The sequence below is a fragment of the Natrononativus amylolyticus genome (assembly GCF_024362525.1).
GTDB lineage: Archaea > Halobacteriota > Halobacteria > Halobacteriales > Natrialbaceae > Natrononativus > Natrononativus amylolyticus.
In genome coordinates this window covers 585,422-601,357 of sequence record NZ_CP101459.1, presented here as the reverse complement: position 1 = coordinate 601,357, position 15,936 = coordinate 585,422, and the positions used below count along the sequence as shown (strand labels likewise).

Sequence of the window (15,936 nt, the reverse complement as noted above, 5' to 3'; positions counted from 1 at the left end):
GACGCCCCACCGACAGCCATGGCCAGTTCGTTTCAGTCGACAGCAGACCTCTGTGATGCCCTCACAGCGAGATCGTTCGATCGCCCGCCAGCGCTCGTCGCCAACGCCCACATCACGGGCTGTAGCGTCGCGCGGGCGCTCGCCGCCCACGACGTTCCGGTTATCGCCCTCGATCGCAACGGCGACGGGGTCGGGCCGTACACCGACGCCGTCGTCACAGCGGGCGCGGTAAGCTTTCCCCTCGAGGACCCCGAGGCGTTTCGCGCGGACGTCGAACGCATCGCCGCCGTCCTCGAGCACGAGCCGGTCGCCTTCCCCTGTATGGACGAGTGGGTTCACGCCTTCGCCGGCAGCGAGCCTGACGGCGTCAGGCGTCCCTTCGCCGACCGGAGCGTAATCGAGGCCGTCCTGGACAAGGAGTCGTTGTACGCCCTCGCCGAGGAACTCGAGGTTCCCTACCCCGAGACGTACCGCCTTTCGGAGGTCGACCCGGAGACGGCCGCCGACCGACTCGGCTACCCGTTCGTCGTCAAGCCCGCGCGCAAACGCGAGTTCGAGGAGCTACTGGGGACGAACGTCGTCGAGGTGGGCGACGCCGCCGAGTTCGAGGAAGTCGTTTCCCGCGCCGATGAGGCGGGTGTGCGGGTGATGGCCCAGGAGAAAGTCCCGATCGCGACCGGGAAGGACCGGTCGTTCGCCTCCTACGTCGCCCCCGACGGGGAGACGACAGGCGTCGTCGGCAACGCCCGCGTCCGATATCCACGCGCCTACGGCACCTCCTGTGTCGTCGACACGGTGTCCGACCCCGTTCTCGAGGAGCGCGCCCGTTCGATCCTCGAGACCGCGGGCTACCACGGGATCAGCGAAGCCGAGTTCGTCTACGACGAAACCCGCGAGGAGTACGTCCTGCTCGACATCAACACCCGCCCCTGGAAGTGGATCTCGATGCCGGTCGAAGCCGGCGCGAACCTCCCCTATGCAGCGTATGCCGAGGCCGTCGGCGAGCCCTACGACTCCGGTCCGGTCGAGGAGACGCGGTGGGTCTACCTCCGGGATTACCTGGCGGGACTCGCGAGCGATCCCACCGCTACCGACGTCCTCTCGAACGACGAGTGGCGGGCGCTGCTTTCGGGCGAGTTCGAGACCGCCCAGGGGCTGACCACCGGCGTCTACCGACCCTCCGACCCGGGCCCGACACTCCAGTTGCTCGAGACGGAGTTCGGCGGTCCCGACTACTACTGTTCGTGCTGAATCGGCCCTGACCGCCGCCTGGTTCCTCGAGGGGGTTCCTCGCTTACCGGTGTCACCTCCTCTTTTACCCGGGCGCCGAAAACGAACGTCCAATGAGCGAGCCGCTGCACTTCAATCTCTTCACGATGAACTCCGTCGAGCACGTCTCGCCGGGCACCTGGACGATTCCCGGTGACCAGTCCCACCGCTACACCGACCGCGAGTACTGGACCGAGGTCGCTCGAACGGCCGAACGCGGCGGCCTCGACGCCATCTTCTTCGCCGACGTCCGCGGCATCTACGACGTCTACGGCGACAGCCGCGATCCAGCGATTCGGCGGGCGATCCAGACCCCTTCGAACGCCCCACAGGCGCTGGTGCCCGCGATGGCCGAGGTAACCGACCACGTCGGCTTCGCGATCACCCGCTCGACCTCCTACACCCACCCCTACCAGCTCGCCCGCGAGCTCTCGACGCTCGATCACGTCACCGACGGCCGGATCGCCTTCAACATCGTGACGTCGTACCTCGAGAGCGCGGCCGAAAACCTCGGCCTCGAGGGTCGGGTTGACCACGACGAGCGCTACGACCGCGCCGACGAGTTCATGGCGGTCTGCTATCGGCTCTGGGAGGGCTCCTGGGAGGACGACGCCGTCGTCCGCGACCGCGAGGCCGGCACCTACACCGACCCCGAAAAGGTGTCGGCGATCGACTTCGAGGGCGAGTACTTCTCGGTGCCCGGCCCCCACGGCTGTGAACCCTCCCCCCAGCGGACGCCCGTCCTCTACCAGGCAGGGTCCTCCGACCGCGGCCGCGAGTTCGCCGCTCGAAACGCCGAGGCGGTGTTCGTCTCCCAGCCGACGAAGGCGGCGACCCGCGACTACGTAACGGACATGCGCGAACGCGCCGCGAGTCACGGCCGAGACCCCGACTCGCTCAAGTTCTTCCCCGGGATCGTCGTCATCACCGGCGAGAGCGAGGCTATCGCCCGCGAGAAGTACGAGACCTACACGGAACACGTCAGCGTCGAGGGCACCCTCTCGCTGCTGAGCGGCTTTCTCGACATGGACCTCTCGGAACTCGAGGCCGACCAGCCGATCGAACACATAGAAACCGAGGCCATCCAGGGGGCGATGAACGCCTTTACGACGAACGACGAACGCGAGTGGACCGTCGGCGAAGCGGCCAGGTTCGCGGGACTGGGTTCGACCTCGCCCGTAATCGTCGGTTCGCCCGAACAGGTGGCCGACGAACTCGAGTCCTGGCGCGAGGAGGTCGGCGTCGACGGCTTCAATCTCAAGGAGGTTACCCGGCCGGGTACGCTTCGGAACTTCGTCGACCTCGTGGTCCCGGTTTTGCGCGAGCGTGGCCTGATTCGGGAGTCCTACGAAAGAGAGACCCTCCGCGAGAACGTACTCGGACGTCGACGGCTGGCCGACGAGCACCCCGGACGGCAGATGTGAGGCTGGAAACTGTCTCGAAAGCACGTTCCCCGGTATCCCGCAGGTTCGAGAGGAGGCCGTTCTAGTGGACCCCGCCGTCTGCCGATCGGCCGGCTGGCTTGCTAGTGGAGGTTTCGGCTTCTTGTCGTTCGCGGTCGCCGGTTCACTATGGAATCAATTGACAGACGAACGATACTGAAGACGATCGGCGCGGGTGTCGCTCTCGGAACGACCACCGGAGTCGTCGCCGCCCAGGACGACGACGAGGAACCGGACTACGGCGAGTGGTTCGACGACGTCGAGAACTACGAGGAGACCGAGGACCTGACCGACGACGAGGAAGTCACCGTCGAGGTCGGAACCGGCGACGACGGGTTCGAGTTCGAGCCACCCGCGATTCGGATCAGCCAGGAGACGACCGTCACCTGGGAGTGGACCGGCGAGGGCGGCGTCCACAACGTCGTGCACGCTCCCGAAGACGAAGAAGAGGAGGAGATCGACGACGCAACCGAGGCGGACGAGCCCGTTTTCGAGAGCGACCTCGAGGACGAGGAGGGGGTCACGTTCGAACACGACTTCGAGGACGACGAGCCGGGGACGTACCTCTACGTCTGTGAACCCCACCGCACGCAGGGGATGAAAGGCGCAGTCGTCCTCGAGGAGTAGCCCGCGTCTACGGCTGTACGCCGGTGGCCTCCCGGTGTGGTACCCAGGAAGTCGAAAAAACGGACGGGTCGTCCGAAGAGACCTGCGGCTCAGCTGGTGTCGCCGCCGATGGTGACCACGTCGGTTCCGAACGGCATCAGAGTCTCTTCGAACGTCGCCGTCAGTTCGTCGTTCGGAAAGACCCCGACGACGCGTGCCGTCGTTTCGCCCGTGTTTCGCAGTCCGTGAGGAACCATCTCGGGGACGATCGCACACGCGCCGTTCGAGAGTTCCACCGACTCCTCGCCGATCGTCGCCTCGACCGTTCCGGCGGTGACGAGGAGGAGTTCCTCGTTGCTATCCCGGTGGGACGGGAGGTAGTTTCCGGGTTCGATCTCGATGCAGACGAGCATGAGGTCGTCTCCGGACACCTCACTGGCGTTCGGCGTACCCGGCGAGAGCGGGAAGTAGCCGCGTATTTGCGCCCGGTCGTCGCCCTCTTGCCAGACGTCTGCCCCGTCGAACTGGTACAGTTCGACCGCCTGGACGGGGCCGTTCTGCGTGTTACTTTTTGTAGCCATTCGTGTCACTCCAGTTGATTCTTCGAGCACGCGACAAGGAAAGAAAGAGGCCTTGCGTTCCTGCCCTGGAATCACAGACCAGTAGGCTCGCGACGCGGTTAACCGTTGCGCGCCCCGTCTCGAGCGTGGCAGACGACGACTACCGTGACCGCCGGAAGCTGGTCAGACTCTCGTCGTCGACGAGATGGCGCCTGAGTTGACCGCGAGAGTCGACAGTTGCTCTATAAGCACCCAAGGCGTTTGGTAGTCCGAAGTCACGGGCTCAGCGTCGGTCGTAACCGCCAGCCCACGGTCACACGAGGACCTAATTCCTGTACTCTGCCATTACTAATGACCTCACTCCTCGTCCCTTGAGCCGTTCTATGGCTCGAGTCGATCCGGAGCCGTCGATCGTGGGGATGCTCGTTCCGCTGTGTCTCATCGGGCTCACGATGCTCGCGCTGACGTGGCTGGTGGTCCCGGAGATGTTCCCGGGAGACGACCCCGTCCCGGAGGACGACGCCAACACCACCGACCTCGAGGCGGTCGCCGACGAGACCGCCCCGGAGGCGACTGCGGACGGCGAGGTGGGAGTGACGGATGCCGAGGTCGACGGCGGTGACGAGCCGGACGCGAGCGCCGAGACCACAGACAGTGCCGACGAGCCGGCGGAAACGGATGCTGCCGACGGCGACGGCGACGCTGCGGCTGGAGGGGCTGACTCCGGGACCGACGACGAATCCGCGGGGGATGCCGAATCCGAGAGCGACGACGGGGCGGTCGATGTCGAACCGCCGGCCGTGGCGGACGACTCCGACTCGAGTGACGACGTCCCCTCGGCGCCCGACGACGTCCCGCCGGAAACCGACGGGGACGATACTCCCTCGGAACTCGATCTCGAGGAGGCCCCGCCGGGGACGGACGCCGATGACGGCCCGCCGGGGCCGGCGTTCGACGACTTCCCGCCCGGACTCGAGTCGGACGATTCTGCTCCCGGGCCCGATTTCGACGACTTCCCGCCGGGGTCGGGTACCGATGACGGCCCCGCAGGGCCCGACTTCGACGATTTCCCGTTCGGATCCGCCGGTGACGACGACTGGCCGCCAGGAGTCGGAGGCGACGACGGAGAGTAGCCCGTCGCCAGTAACCGGTAGACGGGTAGAAGACGGAAGCGGTGGACGGACGGGGGCAGAGTTTCGAGGAGCGGCGGCCGGTTGAGACAGAATCTCCTATTTTGGGAGCCCAAGGCGCTCTGCGTGTTTCGCGTAGTTTTCGGGGTTCTGGATCTGGTTTCGTTGAAAAATCGGATCGTCCATATCGATGTCATACTGTTTGGAGACCCACACTCGGTACGACGCGATATCGGCGGGTCTGCCGGGTTTACATCTCGGTGACGAGAGGTGGCCGGAGGTCAAGTAGTTGTAGCGGCCGCGACAGACGAGACAGGGGACTGTTCCTTCGTTCGATTCCTTCTGTTGGGCCATGGAAGCAGTACACAGGGCTGTACAATAAAACCATCCGGAAAGTTCAGGATTTCAGAACTGGTGGCGACGCGAGAGGTTGTGGACGGGTTCCGACCGTTGCGACACACAGGCACCAGTTGGCTGTGGACCGCGGTCACCCGCTGCTCGACACGTCTCCCCGTAGTCGGAACACTCGAGCGGGCAGCCGCGTACACGACCCACCCAACTGGTCGTGAGTTTGCACCCGTTTCACCGAATTTACATAGAATGACCGCTTGGACGTATCCAATGAGTGTGTCAGACAGCGGAGCACTGCCCGTCCACGCCGAACACGACTGGGCGGAGATCGCTCCGAGTATCGCGATCGTCGATGCCGTCGCAGCCATCGAGGACGTCGATCCGAGAGAGGTCTCGACTGTCCTCGGGACGACCCTCTACGAGCAGATCAACCCCGACGCGCTGGATACGCTCGCGACCGAGGGCGAGCTCGCGATCACGTTTTCGATCGGCGAGTATACGGTTCGCGTCGACGGCAACCGCGTGACGATCGACCGCGAGTAGCCCGGTTCTCGAGACGCCACTTGTCGCATTCGACCGTGAGATTCCCACACATTGGAAATCGAAGAAGCAACCCGCACGACCCGTTTTTAGTTCGTGTATTCCCGCCCCGCTAACCGGTGTCACACCGGCGTCCGTGGGGGCTGGAACCCACCGGGCCGGTACTCGTCGAATACCCCGTGGGCGATCCACTCGTCGATCAGCCCCTCCAGCGTCTCGTCAACGTGAACTAAGGGTACGTCAGTCGTGCTTTCTCCCCAGGCTCAACCACCTGGTTAGCGACCTGGAACGACCTGTTCTCGGATGGAGCCATACCCTCACTTTCTCGGCGCTGTGAGGAGAGTGTTCCTCTCACTCGACAGATCCTGCTCATCGATTGTTTCTTCGTCTTCCTCGAGTTGCGACCAATTCGTTTCCAATGGCCATTTCCAATGATTTCGAAAGGATCCGCAGAATTATAAAAATACGAGAGTGTTGTTTTATGCTATATCAATACACATATTTAATCTAAATATCTGGTGTATTTATCTATCTCGAGAACGAACACGGAACGTAGGTCACCCGATCCGACCGACGAACCATGAGTGCCCATTCCATCCACCACGATACGGAGGTCGATCCGGACGACGATCCGACAGCGTTGTTGGCGGAAATCAGGTTGACCCACCCACAACTCGCCCTTCAGGCGTCACTCCGTGGCTGTCCGAACGTCGTGGTGACACCCGACTACGAGTCCACCGATCAGGCAACCTCGACGGAGACAGTGTTCTTTACTGCACGGGGGCCGGAGGACCAACTGACCGCGTTCGAAGACGCTCTCGATGACGATCCAACGGTCACGAACACCGATCGCGTCGGCGTCTACTCGGATCGGTGCGTTTACCGAACCGAACTGACGGACGAGGTCCTCCACTTCATGCCGCTGACGGTACGAACACTCGGTCGTGTGCTCAACAGGGAGTGCGACATCGAGGGATGGACGCTGTCACTGCGGTTTCCCGGGCGGGAGGAGTTGCTCGAGTTCAATCGACTCTGTACGGACGCGGGAATTTCGGTACACGTACTGGCGCTTCTCGAGACGAATACCGGGACGGAAGACGACGTTCTCGGTTTGACACCGAAACAGCAACAACTGCTCGCGAAGGCTTACGAGAGCGGCTACTTCGAGACCCCGCGACGGGTCTCGCAACTGGAGCTGGCAGAGGAAGCCGACGTGTCGAAATCGGCGATCTCCCAGCGGTTGCGCCGGTCGATCGGCGCGCTGTGTCACTCGACGCTTCCGAACGTCACGCTACCGGAGGAGTCGTCACGGTAGGGAACCGCGTCCCCTCCTTCGGATAGGTGGCCGTCATCGGGTCACCGGGAGACTGCGACCCGTCGTGAGAACCGCAGGAGTAACAAGGTACTCAACCCGACCACTCCCACGACCAGGAACTGGTCGAGAATGACCGTTGGCTCTCCACTACTGATCGAGAACGCGACTGAGGCGACAGCGAAGATCGCGACCAGCCAGCCGAGAAGATGGATTCCTACCTTCATGGCTAACACTACAGTGTTCTGGAACATATAAACTTGACGCAATTGGTAGTAGCAATCAATAATATGCCATGGGAAAGCGAAAACCACGTTCGGTTCCGCTGGTCCAGACTTATCGCCTAGCCGACAGGATTCGATAAAAGCAGGCGTCCGGTTCCCACTGTGTTTCTAGACGGTCGACACCGACGATGAGACACCTTCCCAGCTCACTGTGGAGTCCTGTGCTCCTCGGATTCTTCGAACGAGCTAGTGACGGCTCCGGTCTCAGCGGACTGCGGACGCTCGAGTTCCCGGTCGTCTTCGGCGGCGTAGTACTCCGTGCGGAAGGTCTCGACGATGGCGACGAGGACGCCGATGAGGATGGGGCCAACGAACAGGCCGACGAACCCGAGGGTGTACACGCCGCCGAAGACGCCGATGAGAATCACCGCGGGGTTGAGCTGGGCGCGCGAGTCGATCACGATCGGTCGTACGTAGTAGTCGATGAAGCTCACGATGAGCAACCCGTACAGGGTCAGAAAGGCCGCCGCGCCGGGTTCGCCGATCAGGTACAGGTACCCCGCCGCAGGCGCCCACACGATGAACACTCCGATCAGCGGCAAGAACGCCAGGATGACCATGACGAATGTCCAGAACACCACGTTCGGGAGGCCCACCACGTAGAAGCCGATCCCGGCGACCAGCGCCTGGACGACCGCGGCGAAGGCGTGACCGACGACGGCGCCCCACGTGGTGCGGTCGATCTGGGCGATGAGCGTCTCACTGACCGTCGGCGAGAGCGGACTCGCCTCCGTGAGCCACGCCACGAGCGCGGGCCCATCGACCAGGAGGTAAAAGACTAGAAACAGGAGCAACGCCCCGCCGAGCGAGAAGTGCAGTATCGTCGCAAACAGCCCCGAGACGTCACCGAAGAACACGCCGAACAGCCACTCGCCCCCGAGAGCGACCACTTCTTCGAGGTCGACGGTCACGCCCATCGCCTCGGCGAGTTGCGTTTCGATCACGCCGGTTTCGAGACCCGTCTCACCGGCGGCGAGTTCCTGGAGGTCTGCGACGAACGCGACCAGTACGTAGGTGAGCGGCACCACGACCGCGACGAGACTACCCGCGATCAGGGTCAGCGCCGAGAGATGATCGGAGAAGTGTTCGATCGGCGTATAGCGCTCGAGAGCGTCGGCCAGACGAACGTGGAGCGGAAAGAGGACGTACGCGAGGATCAGCCCCAGCAGCACGTACTCGAGGAAGGGCCGGATGATCAGGAACACGAACAGTGAGACGATCACCAGCAGGCTCAGAAGAAACCCGCGCCCACGATCCATAGGTCGGTATTACAGTCAATATAAATGAGCTTTGTGGTGGGTGCCGTCGCGCGGGAGCGGACGAAAGCCCCGAGTTCGCGGGACACTGGATCAACGCGCTCTGTCGTGCGTCGACGGACCGCCGAAGGAGGTAGACGCTCGTCGCGTCGCGTTCGAGCTCTTCGAGACGAACCACGGCCGTCTAGAGGAACGCCTTTCTCACCTGAAAATACGTCCCGAGGTCGGGGAAACGGGACTCGAGGGAGGTACGCAAACTACATCGTGGTACGTCGAACTCGTCTTGGGGTGGGTAGGGATTTTCTCACCACGAAACGTGCCTACCCGTATGCCAGAGTTCCGCGGCGTCTGGGATCGGGAGGCGGTCACCGCATTTCTCCGAGAGGTAACGATTCCGCTTCGACTCGCGACCCGGCGGCCGGACGGGTCGCTGTGGGTGGTGCCGCTGTGGTATCGCTACCGCGACGGCGGCTTCGAGTGTGCGACCGCCGCCGACGCCCACGTCGTCGGCTTCCTCGAGACCGACCCCGCCGTCGGCTTCGACGTCTCGACGAACGCGGTTCCCTACCGTGGGGTGCGCGGTAACGGCACCGCCACCCTCGCGCCCGATACGAACAAGGACACCCTGCGGGCGCTCCTCGAGCGGTATCTCGGCGGCACCGAGACGCCGCTTGCGGAGCGGCTGCTGGACGAAGACCGCGAGGAAGTTCGCATCCGCCTCGAGCCCGCGACCGTGTACAGCTGGGATTACACCGCACGGATGCGTTCCGCCGACGAGTGACCTCGCTCGTCTGGTGAGCGCAGCGGCCACTCTCCCCTTCCGATCGTGTCGAGGATGCGCTGGCATCGGCCGTTGCCGGTCGCCGACGCTCGGAGTCGGCACCTCCGTCGTTCCAAACGCTTTACAGGGGATCGACGAGTACATCCGGGACGAGTCACGTCCGTGAGCGAGAAATGAGCAAACCTCGTACTGCGATCCGCCTGTACCGCGATGGGGGCCTGCTCTCGCTCTCGCGACGGACGGCAACCAAACTCGTCTGGGAACAGCCCTCCTTCTCGAGTCTGCCGCCGCGAGCGGTGTGGGCCGCCTACGAGTTTCGCTGTCGGTTCCTCCCGGACGTCAGCGACGCCAATCCCCTCCGGCTCAGGTGGGTCGATCCGGACGAGATCGAGTACTACCACGGCGACGGCCCGTCGACGTTCGGGGCCGTCCGCGCCGGTGAGTGGGATCGGCCAGCAAGTCGATTCACCGAGACGGAGCCCTTCCGATCGCTCGAGATGCACTTCGCAGACGGCGTCGACTGGGAGGAGACGCCGCTCTACCGGGAGTACGCCAACCGGCTCGGTACGTCCGATCCGTACTGGCGATGTCGATCACCCGAGGAACTCCGTGCGTACTTCAGCGGGATCGACTCGTTGTACGACCGCATCCGGCGCGAGGGGTATCGAACGCAGCGCGACCTCCTCCGCGAGCGAGGCGGCGCCGTCCGTGAGAACGCCAGCGATGCGCCTCATCCGCTGTTAGAGGAAATCTGCGTCAACGTCTACCGCGACGGCACGCTCGCGAAGAAACGCTGCGGGAATCATCGCCTCAGCATCGCGAAGCTACTGGACCTCGAGGAGATTCCCGTCGTCGTGCTGGTGCGCCACGAACGCTGGCAACGGCTCCGTGACGAGGTCCGAGCGGCCGACTCGCCCGCCGCACTCAGTGCGCGAGCGACCCGCTCGCTGTCCCATCCCGACCTCACCGACGTTCGACCCGTCGGGTGATCTTCGGCGGCACCGTCACGACTCCCCATCGCGATCCGGCGAGGCCCACGGGCGTGCGGGCGTCCCGCCCCGTCGGTGAACGGTCGCCAGCTCGTCCGTGATCGCCGCTTCGATCGCCCTCGCGCCGGCGTCGACGGGGTCCGTCCCGTCGATCTCGACCACAGGGACGTCGTCACCCAGCTGGTCGACGACCTCCGAACACAGCGTGTGTAGCCGCTCTTGAATCGCGCGCGCCTCCCCTTCCGCCCACGGTCTCTCGACAACCACGTCGTCGCGGGTCCGCTGGCGGGCGAGACACGTCTCCACCGGCGTGTCGACGGACACCACGAGTCCCGGCTCCGGCATCGTCCGTACGTACCGCCGGACCGCCTCCGCGTCGCTTTCACGCCAGGCGAACGAGACCGCCCGGTGAACGAACCCCTCATCCAGCGCCAGCAGCGCGCCGTCGTCCAGTGCCCGCATGCCGATATAATACCGCGCCGTGACGTCTATCCACATCCGGTGGAGGTGCAACTGGTCGTACGTTGCGGTATCGGACGCGTCGGCGATCGCCGCGAGAAACGCGGGGCGATCACGAGCGAGTTCCTGGAGCGCCCGGTACCGCAACCGGTACTCGAGTAGCTCACGCTCGAGGCGGCGTTTGACGCGGTCGGGAAGCCAGCGATAGATCGCAGCGGGTCGCTCACCGAGTGTGGTACACAGCAGCCGCCGAGTGGCGTTATCGGCCGGGACGACCGGCGACGAGGGCCGGGCCACCAGCCCCCGGTAGAGCGTCGACTTCCCCGCACCAGGGGGTCCGACGAACTCGATGTGTGCCATCTGTGATGGTCAGCCGTCGGTCGGTTAACGGTTTTGGTCTCCGCAGAGATCGTCCGTTCTACGGACGGAACAAGAGATTGGCTAAGTGCCCCGGAGTCGAGTTCCGGGGGTTCGGTTGAAGACGATGACCTCGAGTGGGCTGAAGTTAAACGCCTCCGCCGAGTAGGTCGAGTATGTCCAGAGGCGTCGGCGAGTTCGGCCCGATCCAGGAGACGATCCCGGAGTGGGCGGCGCTCGTCGTCGCGCTCGTCACTCAGCTGGGCGACGTCTGGTTTCTCGCCCTGGTCGTCGGACTGCTCTACTGGGTTCGTGGGAGTGAACGCGACGACGCAGCGGTCGTCGTCGGCTTCACCGTCGCGGGCCTCTCGCTCATCTCGGCGCTCAAACACGTCTTCGCCTTACCCCGTCCCGACCAGCCGTTAGTCCTGCTCGAGACCCTGCCGTGGATGATCCAGCCGCTGTACGAGGCGACGGCGATGGCTAGCGGGTACGGCTTCCCGAGCGGGCACGCGCTGATGACGACCGTCGTTTACGTCACGCTGGCTCACCGCCTCTCGATCGGAACGCACCGCCAGCGATTCGCCGTCGCCGGTACGATTATCGCCGCTGTGTGTGTCTCACGCATCGCCCTCGGGGTGCACTACCTCGTCGATATCGTCGCCGGCGTCGGCGTCGGCCTCGCGTTCGTCCTGATCGGAGAGTGGCTCCTCGCACGAATCGCGGTCGATCAGGGGACGGTCGCGTTCACACTCGCGGTCGTCTTCAGCGCGAGTAACCTCCTCGTCGGCGGGGCCGATACCGACGGCGTCCTGCTACTGGGAACGGCCCTCGGTGCGTTCGCCGGCTGGCAACTCATCGTCCTCGGACGGCGACTCGTCGACTGCGAGCGACCGTCAGCGGCCGTTCGTCCGCTCGCTCTCCACGGCGGTCTCGCTCTCGGGGCAGTCGTCCCCCTCGTCGGTGCCCTCGAGACCTTCCCGCTGCTGTCGCTCCCCGCCGCCGGCGGAGCGGTGGGTCTCGCCGTCGGCGCGTTCATCACGGTGCCGATCGCTCGCCACTCCCGATTCGTCCAGCGGTTCCTCACGGCCCTCGGGTTCTGGTCAAGGATGGCCGCCCTCGGTGTGCGCTACGTCCTCACACCGGCGACGTGGCGTCGGACGTACACCCAGGGACGAGCGTACGTCGGGCGACTTCGCCAGTGAACGAGCCCCGTTTCCGGAACTTAAAGAACTGCTATGTACAGGCGGCGACACATACGTGTGAGCCCGAACGTCAGCATGGATTCACAGTCCACTATCCGCGCGTACCATGACCTGTCACCAAGACGTTCTACGATACCCGTGCTGTCGGGAGGGAGTTGACGATTTCAGCCGCCTGCGGTCAGTTGCCAGTCCAGAGCCGACGAACGAGGGAGTCCGAGCGCAGGTAGTGTGCCCACACTGTCGGTCGCGACTCGAGATCGCTCTCAGGCGCCCGTCGGCGGGCGCGATCGAGATCGCACTCGAGACCACGGAGCACACGGACGCCACCCACCCGAAAACCACCTCCCAGGTCGTCTGACGGCCTGACGCGAGTCGTTGCGACGCCACCGGGGCCCGTCGCCAACGAACTGCAACGGAGTTTTCGCCAGTCGAACAAGCGCCTCGAGATAGCCGTTCAGCGACGACATCCCCCGCTGAGACGCTGCACGTCCCCGTTTCTTGACCCGCACGTCATACTGCCGGAGGCAGCATCACCATCGAGTACGCGACTGCCGGAAGCGCACCGTCGAGCACCGTCCAGTTGTCCCCGCGGTCGCTCGAGTGCAGAATCGACCCGTCGCGTCGACCGATCCAGAGGTGCTCCGACCGGGATGGGTCCGTACACAGGGCCCACGACATCACCGACTCGGGAACGCCCGCCAGTTTCCGCCAGCCGTCCCCGCCCTCGTGGCGAAACACCGCCGCCTTCGCCGCGTCCTCGCGCTCGGCGGCGAACGGACTCGTCGACGCGGCGACGTACTACACCTCCGGACGGGCGGGATGGGCGGCGACGGCCACTCCGTACCCGCGATCGAGGCCGCCGCCGGGTTTGGTCCACGTTCGCCCGCCGTCGATGCTGTAAGCGCCGGGCCGGCGGGGGACGCCGGCGCCGCCCTCGTAGACGCAGTCGCCGTCGGTAGCGTGCCAGACGAGCGCGTGACAGTCCCGGATCGCCCGTCGCCGGTGGGTCGACCACGTCCGGCCACCGTCGGTGCTTCGAACCACCGCGCCGTACTCGATGCCGGCGACGAGGAGATCGGGATCGGCCGGCGAAACCGCGAGCGCGCTGACGTACGCGGTGAACGGCGGCGAGGCCGGCGATCGCCAGAGGCGCCGTCCGCGGATGTCCCGAAACGACTCGCACTCGGCCCAGGTTTCCCCGCCGTCGTCCGAACGATAGAGCCCCGAAGGTCGCACGCCGGCGTACCACCGGTCGGAGTCACTCGGCGCGACGGCGAGCGAGTAGATGCTCTCTCCCGCGAGCCCGCTACGGCTCCAGCGTTCGCCCCGGTCACGCGAACGAAAGACCCCCGTATCCACCGTGCCGGCGAGGACGAGGTCCGATCCGGCAGAGCCGGCAGCTAGCGCGTGGACCGTCTCGTCCGTGAGATGGGTGTCGACACGCCCGTCGTCCACGGTGAGCCGGGCGACCCCGGTAGGCGTCGTCGAGAGAAAACAACGACCGGTCATCTCGGGCTCCGTCGGCGTATCTGCTCTGCGACGGTTCCGAACGACTGAGACATACCCGTAGTACGCCGACCAGCGGCGTAATACCACACATCCCGCTTGAGGCGCGTGCCGCTGGCTCGAGACGTCGACACTGCCTCGAGCGAGTGAGACAGGCGGACGCACCTCTCCTCTGTAATACAGTTGCACTGACTGTCACGGCCGCAGTGAGTAGAACCTTGGATCTCGCCGGCGTACCGTCAGTATGTCCACCTCCCTCAGACAATTTCTCGTCCTGTTTGCGGGAACGCTCGTCGCCGCGCTCGTCCTCACCGTCGTTCTCGACCCGCCGGGGGCGACGGCGAGTGCCGTTACGTTCGTCGTGATCATGATCGCCGGCATCACGCTCTCGTACGTCATCGGCTATCTCGGCGTCCCCTGGGAGGCGACGGCGTACACCGATTCGACCGCGGAGCCGACGCCGGCAGCCCGCGAGGATACAGCGGCATTCCGGGGGCTGGTCGTCGAGGGAATCGGCGTCGCGATCGCCTCCCTGTTCGGGATGCTGTTGCTCGCGCTCTTCCTGCTCGAGGAGACGCGACTCGTCCGCTCGCAGGGGCTGTCGACCGGCGAGATCGCCGAGTGGGTCCTCCTCGTCGGCCTCGCACTCGCCCTCGCCGCGGTCGCCCTGTGGAGCTGGCGCCGGCGGTGATCGAGCGGGGCTCGACGACGAGGTTCTGGAACGCAGAAATGCGTAACGCGACGGGTACAAGGGTCGGAACGATCTGCTTTTCGCCGTTCGGCCGACGTCGTCGAGCCCCGTCGGGGATCTTTGGTGATTGGCGCCGTACTCTCACCGATCGACGGTGATTCACTCATGCAAAGTACCAACCCTGCGACCGGCGACCCGCTCAAGACGTACGACGACCACACCGAACGCGCCGCGACGACCGTCTCGCTGCCGTAACGCTCACCGGGAGCGAGGGGGGCGGGGCGGGGCGAGCCGTCGCCGAACAGGCCGGCTCGGCGCTGAAAACGCACGTTCTCGAACTCGGCGGGAGCGACCCGTTCGTCGTCCTCGAGGACGCCGATCTCGAGGCGGCGGTCCCCACCGCAGCGGCCGCCCGCACGATCAACTCCGGCCAGTCCTGTATCGCGGCCAAGCGGTTCGTCGTCGTCGACGCGGTCTTCGACTCGTTCCTCGAGGGGTTCGTCGCGGAGATGGAGGGCCTCGAGGTCGGCAGTCCGATGGACGAAGGGACCGACGTCGCTCCCCAGGTGCGCGAGGACCTCCGCTCTGACGTCCACGACCAGGTCGAAGCGAGCGTCGCGGCGGGGGCGACCCTCGAGTGTGGCGGAGAGCCGCTGGACCGACCTGGCTGGTACTACCCGCCGACGGTGCTCGCCGAGCCGCCGGTGGACAGCCCCGCCGGCGCCGAGGAGGTGTTCGGCCCCGTCGCCGCCGTCTTCCGCGTCGCCGACGAGGAGGAGGCGATCGCCCTCGCCAACGAGACCCGCTACGGGCCGGGCGCGTCGGTGTGGACCGCGGACCTCGAGCGCGGTGATCGGGTGGCGCGCGAACTCGAGGCGGGCTGTGTCTTCGTCAATGAACTCGTCAAGTCCGATCCACGGCTGCCGTTCGGCGGCGTCAAGGCATCGGGCTACGGCCGCGAACTCGGCCTCGAGGGGATCCACGAGTTCGTTAACCGGAAGACGATCTGGGTGCAGTCGGCGGGCGACGACGAGACCGTCCCGACCGAGTGACGACCCCCGCAACTGCGGTCGCGGGCGAGCCCCGGTGTTCGTGTGCGGATTGCACATGTGGCATCGCCGAGGGTGGTGACGCCCCGAACGCGTCTCCTGGGCCGGCTGAGTCGCCGACACTGCCCGCCGTCAGGGCACGCAGGTAC

At 65.2% G+C, this 15,936-nt stretch carries 17 protein-coding genes and 1 pseudogene; 12 read left to right on the top strand and 6 right to left on the bottom strand.

The features are described 5' to 3' along the window. Positions 1-18 precede the first annotated feature (18 nt). The 3 genes from NMQ11_RS18175 to NMQ11_RS18165 all read left to right on the top strand — a co-directional run bounded on the left by NMQ11_RS18175 (position 19) and on the right by NMQ11_RS18165 (position 3,338). The gene (locus NMQ11_RS18175) at positions 19-1,251 is read left to right on the top strand and encodes a carboxylate--amine ligase (protein WP_255171111.1); all 1,233 of its coding nucleotides are present in this window, start codon (positions 19-21) and stop codon (positions 1,249-1,251) included. A 92-nt stretch (positions 1,252-1,343) separates the two neighbouring features. Next, complete coding sequence (locus NMQ11_RS18170; protein ID WP_255171110.1) at positions 1,344-2,693, top strand: LLM class flavin-dependent oxidoreductase; 1,350 nt, start codon at positions 1,344-1,346, stop codon at positions 2,691-2,693. Positions 2,694-2,840: 147 nt separating this feature from the next. After that, positions 2,841-3,338, top strand: coding sequence for a halocyanin domain-containing protein (locus tag NMQ11_RS18165; protein WP_255171109.1), 498 nt, complete (start codon positions 2,841-2,843; stop codon positions 3,336-3,338). 89 nt (positions 3,339-3,427) lie between these two features. Here NMQ11_RS18165 and NMQ11_RS18160 read toward each other — a convergent pair whose 3' ends face one another. Then, positions 3,428-3,898, bottom strand: a complete 471-nt coding sequence (locus NMQ11_RS18160; RefSeq protein WP_255171108.1) for a cupin domain-containing protein — start codon at positions 3,896-3,898, stop codon at positions 3,428-3,430. A 362-nt stretch (positions 3,899-4,260) separates the two neighbouring features. Here NMQ11_RS18160 and NMQ11_RS18155 point away from each other — a divergent pair, with 362 nt between their 5' ends. The 3 genes from NMQ11_RS18155 (at position 4,261) to NMQ11_RS18145 (ending at position 7,213) form a co-directional block, all read left to right on the top strand. Then, entirely contained in the window at positions 4,261-5,010 is a 750-nt protein-coding gene (locus NMQ11_RS18155) for an ICP22 family protein (protein ID WP_255171107.1), read from the top strand. 618 nt (positions 5,011-5,628) lie between these two features. Further along, on the top strand, positions 5,629-5,901 hold the full coding sequence (locus NMQ11_RS18150) for a HalOD1 output domain-containing protein (protein ID WP_255171106.1): 273 nt from the start codon (positions 5,629-5,631) through the stop codon (positions 5,899-5,901). A gap of 577 nt (positions 5,902-6,478) precedes the next feature. Beyond that, positions 6,479-7,213: a helix-turn-helix domain-containing protein gene (locus NMQ11_RS18145; protein ID WP_255171105.1), complete on the top strand. Its 735-nt coding sequence runs from the start codon at positions 6,479-6,481 to the stop codon at positions 7,211-7,213. A gap of 41 nt (positions 7,214-7,254) precedes the next feature. Here NMQ11_RS18145 and NMQ11_RS18140 read toward each other — a convergent pair whose 3' ends face one another. Together NMQ11_RS18140 and NMQ11_RS18135 are read right to left on the bottom strand one after the other, a co-directional pair. Further along, positions 7,255-7,437: a hypothetical protein gene (locus NMQ11_RS18140; RefSeq protein WP_255171104.1), complete on the bottom strand. Its 183-nt coding sequence runs from the start codon at positions 7,435-7,437 to the stop codon at positions 7,255-7,257. Positions 7,438-7,640: 203 nt separating this feature from the next. After that, positions 7,641-8,753: an AI-2E family transporter gene (locus NMQ11_RS18135; protein ID WP_255171103.1), complete on the bottom strand. Its 1,113-nt coding sequence runs from the start codon at positions 8,751-8,753 to the stop codon at positions 7,641-7,643. 325 nt (positions 8,754-9,078) lie between these two features. On the opposite strand from NMQ11_RS18135, the gene NMQ11_RS18130 reads away from it, so the two are divergent. Both NMQ11_RS18130 and NMQ11_RS18125 read left to right on the top strand, forming a co-directional pair. Beyond that, positions 9,079-9,531 (top strand): pyridoxamine 5'-phosphate oxidase family protein, encoded by a 453-nt coding sequence (locus NMQ11_RS18130; protein WP_255171102.1) that lies wholly within the window; start codon positions 9,079-9,081, stop codon positions 9,529-9,531. A gap of 173 nt (positions 9,532-9,704) precedes the next feature. Further along, positions 9,705-10,520, top strand: a complete 816-nt coding sequence (locus NMQ11_RS18125) for a hypothetical protein (protein ID WP_255171101.1) — start codon at positions 9,705-9,707, stop codon at positions 10,518-10,520. Positions 10,521-10,535: 15 nt separating this feature from the next. On the opposite strand, the gene NMQ11_RS18120 is transcribed toward NMQ11_RS18125, so the two are convergent. Then, positions 10,536-11,339 carry an ATP-binding protein gene (locus NMQ11_RS18120; RefSeq protein ID WP_255171100.1) on the bottom strand — a complete coding sequence of 268 codons (804 nt, stop codon included), beginning with the start codon at positions 11,337-11,339 and terminating at the stop codon, positions 10,536-10,538. Positions 11,340-11,512: 173 nt separating this feature from the next. Between NMQ11_RS18120 and NMQ11_RS18115 the strand changes: the two genes are divergently transcribed. Both NMQ11_RS18115 and NMQ11_RS18110 read left to right on the top strand, forming a co-directional pair. Further along, positions 11,513-12,541, top strand: coding sequence for a phosphatase PAP2 family protein (locus tag NMQ11_RS18115; RefSeq protein ID WP_255171099.1), 1,029 nt, complete (start codon positions 11,513-11,515; stop codon positions 12,539-12,541). 226 nt (positions 12,542-12,767) lie between these two features. Further along, positions 12,768-12,899: a hypothetical protein gene (locus tag NMQ11_RS18110; protein ID WP_255171098.1), complete on the top strand. Its 132-nt coding sequence runs from the start codon at positions 12,768-12,770 to the stop codon at positions 12,897-12,899. Between the two features lie 152 nt (positions 12,900-13,051). Here NMQ11_RS18110 and NMQ11_RS18105 read toward each other — a convergent pair whose 3' ends face one another. Both NMQ11_RS18105 and NMQ11_RS18100 read right to left on the bottom strand, forming a co-directional pair. Further along, positions 13,052-13,279 (bottom strand): beta propeller repeat protein, encoded by a 228-nt coding sequence (locus NMQ11_RS18105; protein ID WP_255171097.1) that lies wholly within the window; start codon positions 13,277-13,279, stop codon positions 13,052-13,054. Between the two features lie 60 nt (positions 13,280-13,339). Beyond that, positions 13,340-14,050 (bottom strand): WD40/YVTN/BNR-like repeat-containing protein, encoded by a 711-nt coding sequence (locus NMQ11_RS18100; RefSeq protein WP_255171096.1) that lies wholly within the window; start codon positions 14,048-14,050, stop codon positions 13,340-13,342. 241 nt (positions 14,051-14,291) lie between these two features. On the opposite strand from NMQ11_RS18100, the gene NMQ11_RS18095 reads away from it, so the two are divergent. Next, the gene (locus NMQ11_RS18095) at positions 14,292-14,738 is read left to right on the top strand and encodes a hypothetical protein (RefSeq protein WP_255171095.1); all 447 of its coding nucleotides are present in this window, start codon (positions 14,292-14,294) and stop codon (positions 14,736-14,738) included. Positions 14,739-14,971: 233 nt separating this feature from the next. Beyond that, a pseudogene (locus NMQ11_RS18090) lies at positions 14,972-15,790 on the top strand (aldehyde dehydrogenase family protein); the annotation flags it as partial. Positions 15,791-15,936 lie beyond the last annotated feature (146 nt).

What these genes read in the sequence shown, in the direction of transcription:
- NMQ11_RS18150 (WP_255171106.1), top strand. Translation starts at nt 5,629, where the DNA reads ATGAGTGTGTCAGACAGCGGAGCACTGCCCGTCCACGCCGAACACGAC.
- NMQ11_RS18095 (WP_255171095.1), top strand. Translation starts at nt 14,292, where the DNA reads ATGTCCACCTCCCTCAGACAATTTCTCGTCCTGTTTGCGGGAACGCTC.
- NMQ11_RS18135 (WP_255171103.1), bottom strand. Translation starts at nt 8,753, where the DNA reads ATGGATCGTGGGCGCGGGTTTCTTCTGAGCCTGCTGGTGATCGTCTCA.
- NMQ11_RS18155 (WP_255171107.1), top strand. Translation starts at nt 4,261, where the DNA reads ATGGCTCGAGTCGATCCGGAGCCGTCGATCGTGGGGATGCTCGTTCCG.
- NMQ11_RS18125 (WP_255171101.1), top strand. Translation starts at nt 9,705, where the DNA reads ATGAGCAAACCTCGTACTGCGATCCGCCTGTACCGCGATGGGGGCCTG.
- NMQ11_RS18115 (WP_255171099.1), top strand. Translation starts at nt 11,513, where the DNA reads ATGTCCAGAGGCGTCGGCGAGTTCGGCCCGATCCAGGAGACGATCCCG.
- NMQ11_RS18120 (WP_255171100.1), bottom strand. Translation starts at nt 11,339, where the DNA reads ATGGCACACATCGAGTTCGTCGGACCCCCTGGTGCGGGGAAGTCGACG.
- NMQ11_RS18140 (WP_255171104.1), bottom strand. Translation starts at nt 7,437, where the DNA reads ATGAAGGTAGGAATCCATCTTCTCGGCTGGCTGGTCGCGATCTTCGCT.
- NMQ11_RS18100 (WP_255171096.1), bottom strand. Translation starts at nt 14,050, where the DNA reads ATGACCGGTCGTTGTTTTCTCTCGACGACGCCTACCGGGGTCGCCCGG.
- NMQ11_RS18145 (WP_255171105.1), top strand. Translation starts at nt 6,479, where the DNA reads ATGAGTGCCCATTCCATCCACCACGATACGGAGGTCGATCCGGACGAC.
- NMQ11_RS18170 (WP_255171110.1), top strand. Translation starts at nt 1,344, where the DNA reads ATGAGCGAGCCGCTGCACTTCAATCTCTTCACGATGAACTCCGTCGAG.
- NMQ11_RS18165 (WP_255171109.1), top strand. Translation starts at nt 2,841, where the DNA reads ATGGAATCAATTGACAGACGAACGATACTGAAGACGATCGGCGCGGGT.
- NMQ11_RS18130 (WP_255171102.1), top strand. Translation starts at nt 9,079, where the DNA reads ATGCCAGAGTTCCGCGGCGTCTGGGATCGGGAGGCGGTCACCGCATTT.
- NMQ11_RS18175 (WP_255171111.1), top strand. Translation starts at nt 19, where the DNA reads ATGGCCAGTTCGTTTCAGTCGACAGCAGACCTCTGTGATGCCCTCACA.
- NMQ11_RS18160 (WP_255171108.1), bottom strand. Translation starts at nt 3,898, where the DNA reads ATGGCTACAAAAAGTAACACGCAGAACGGCCCCGTCCAGGCGGTCGAA.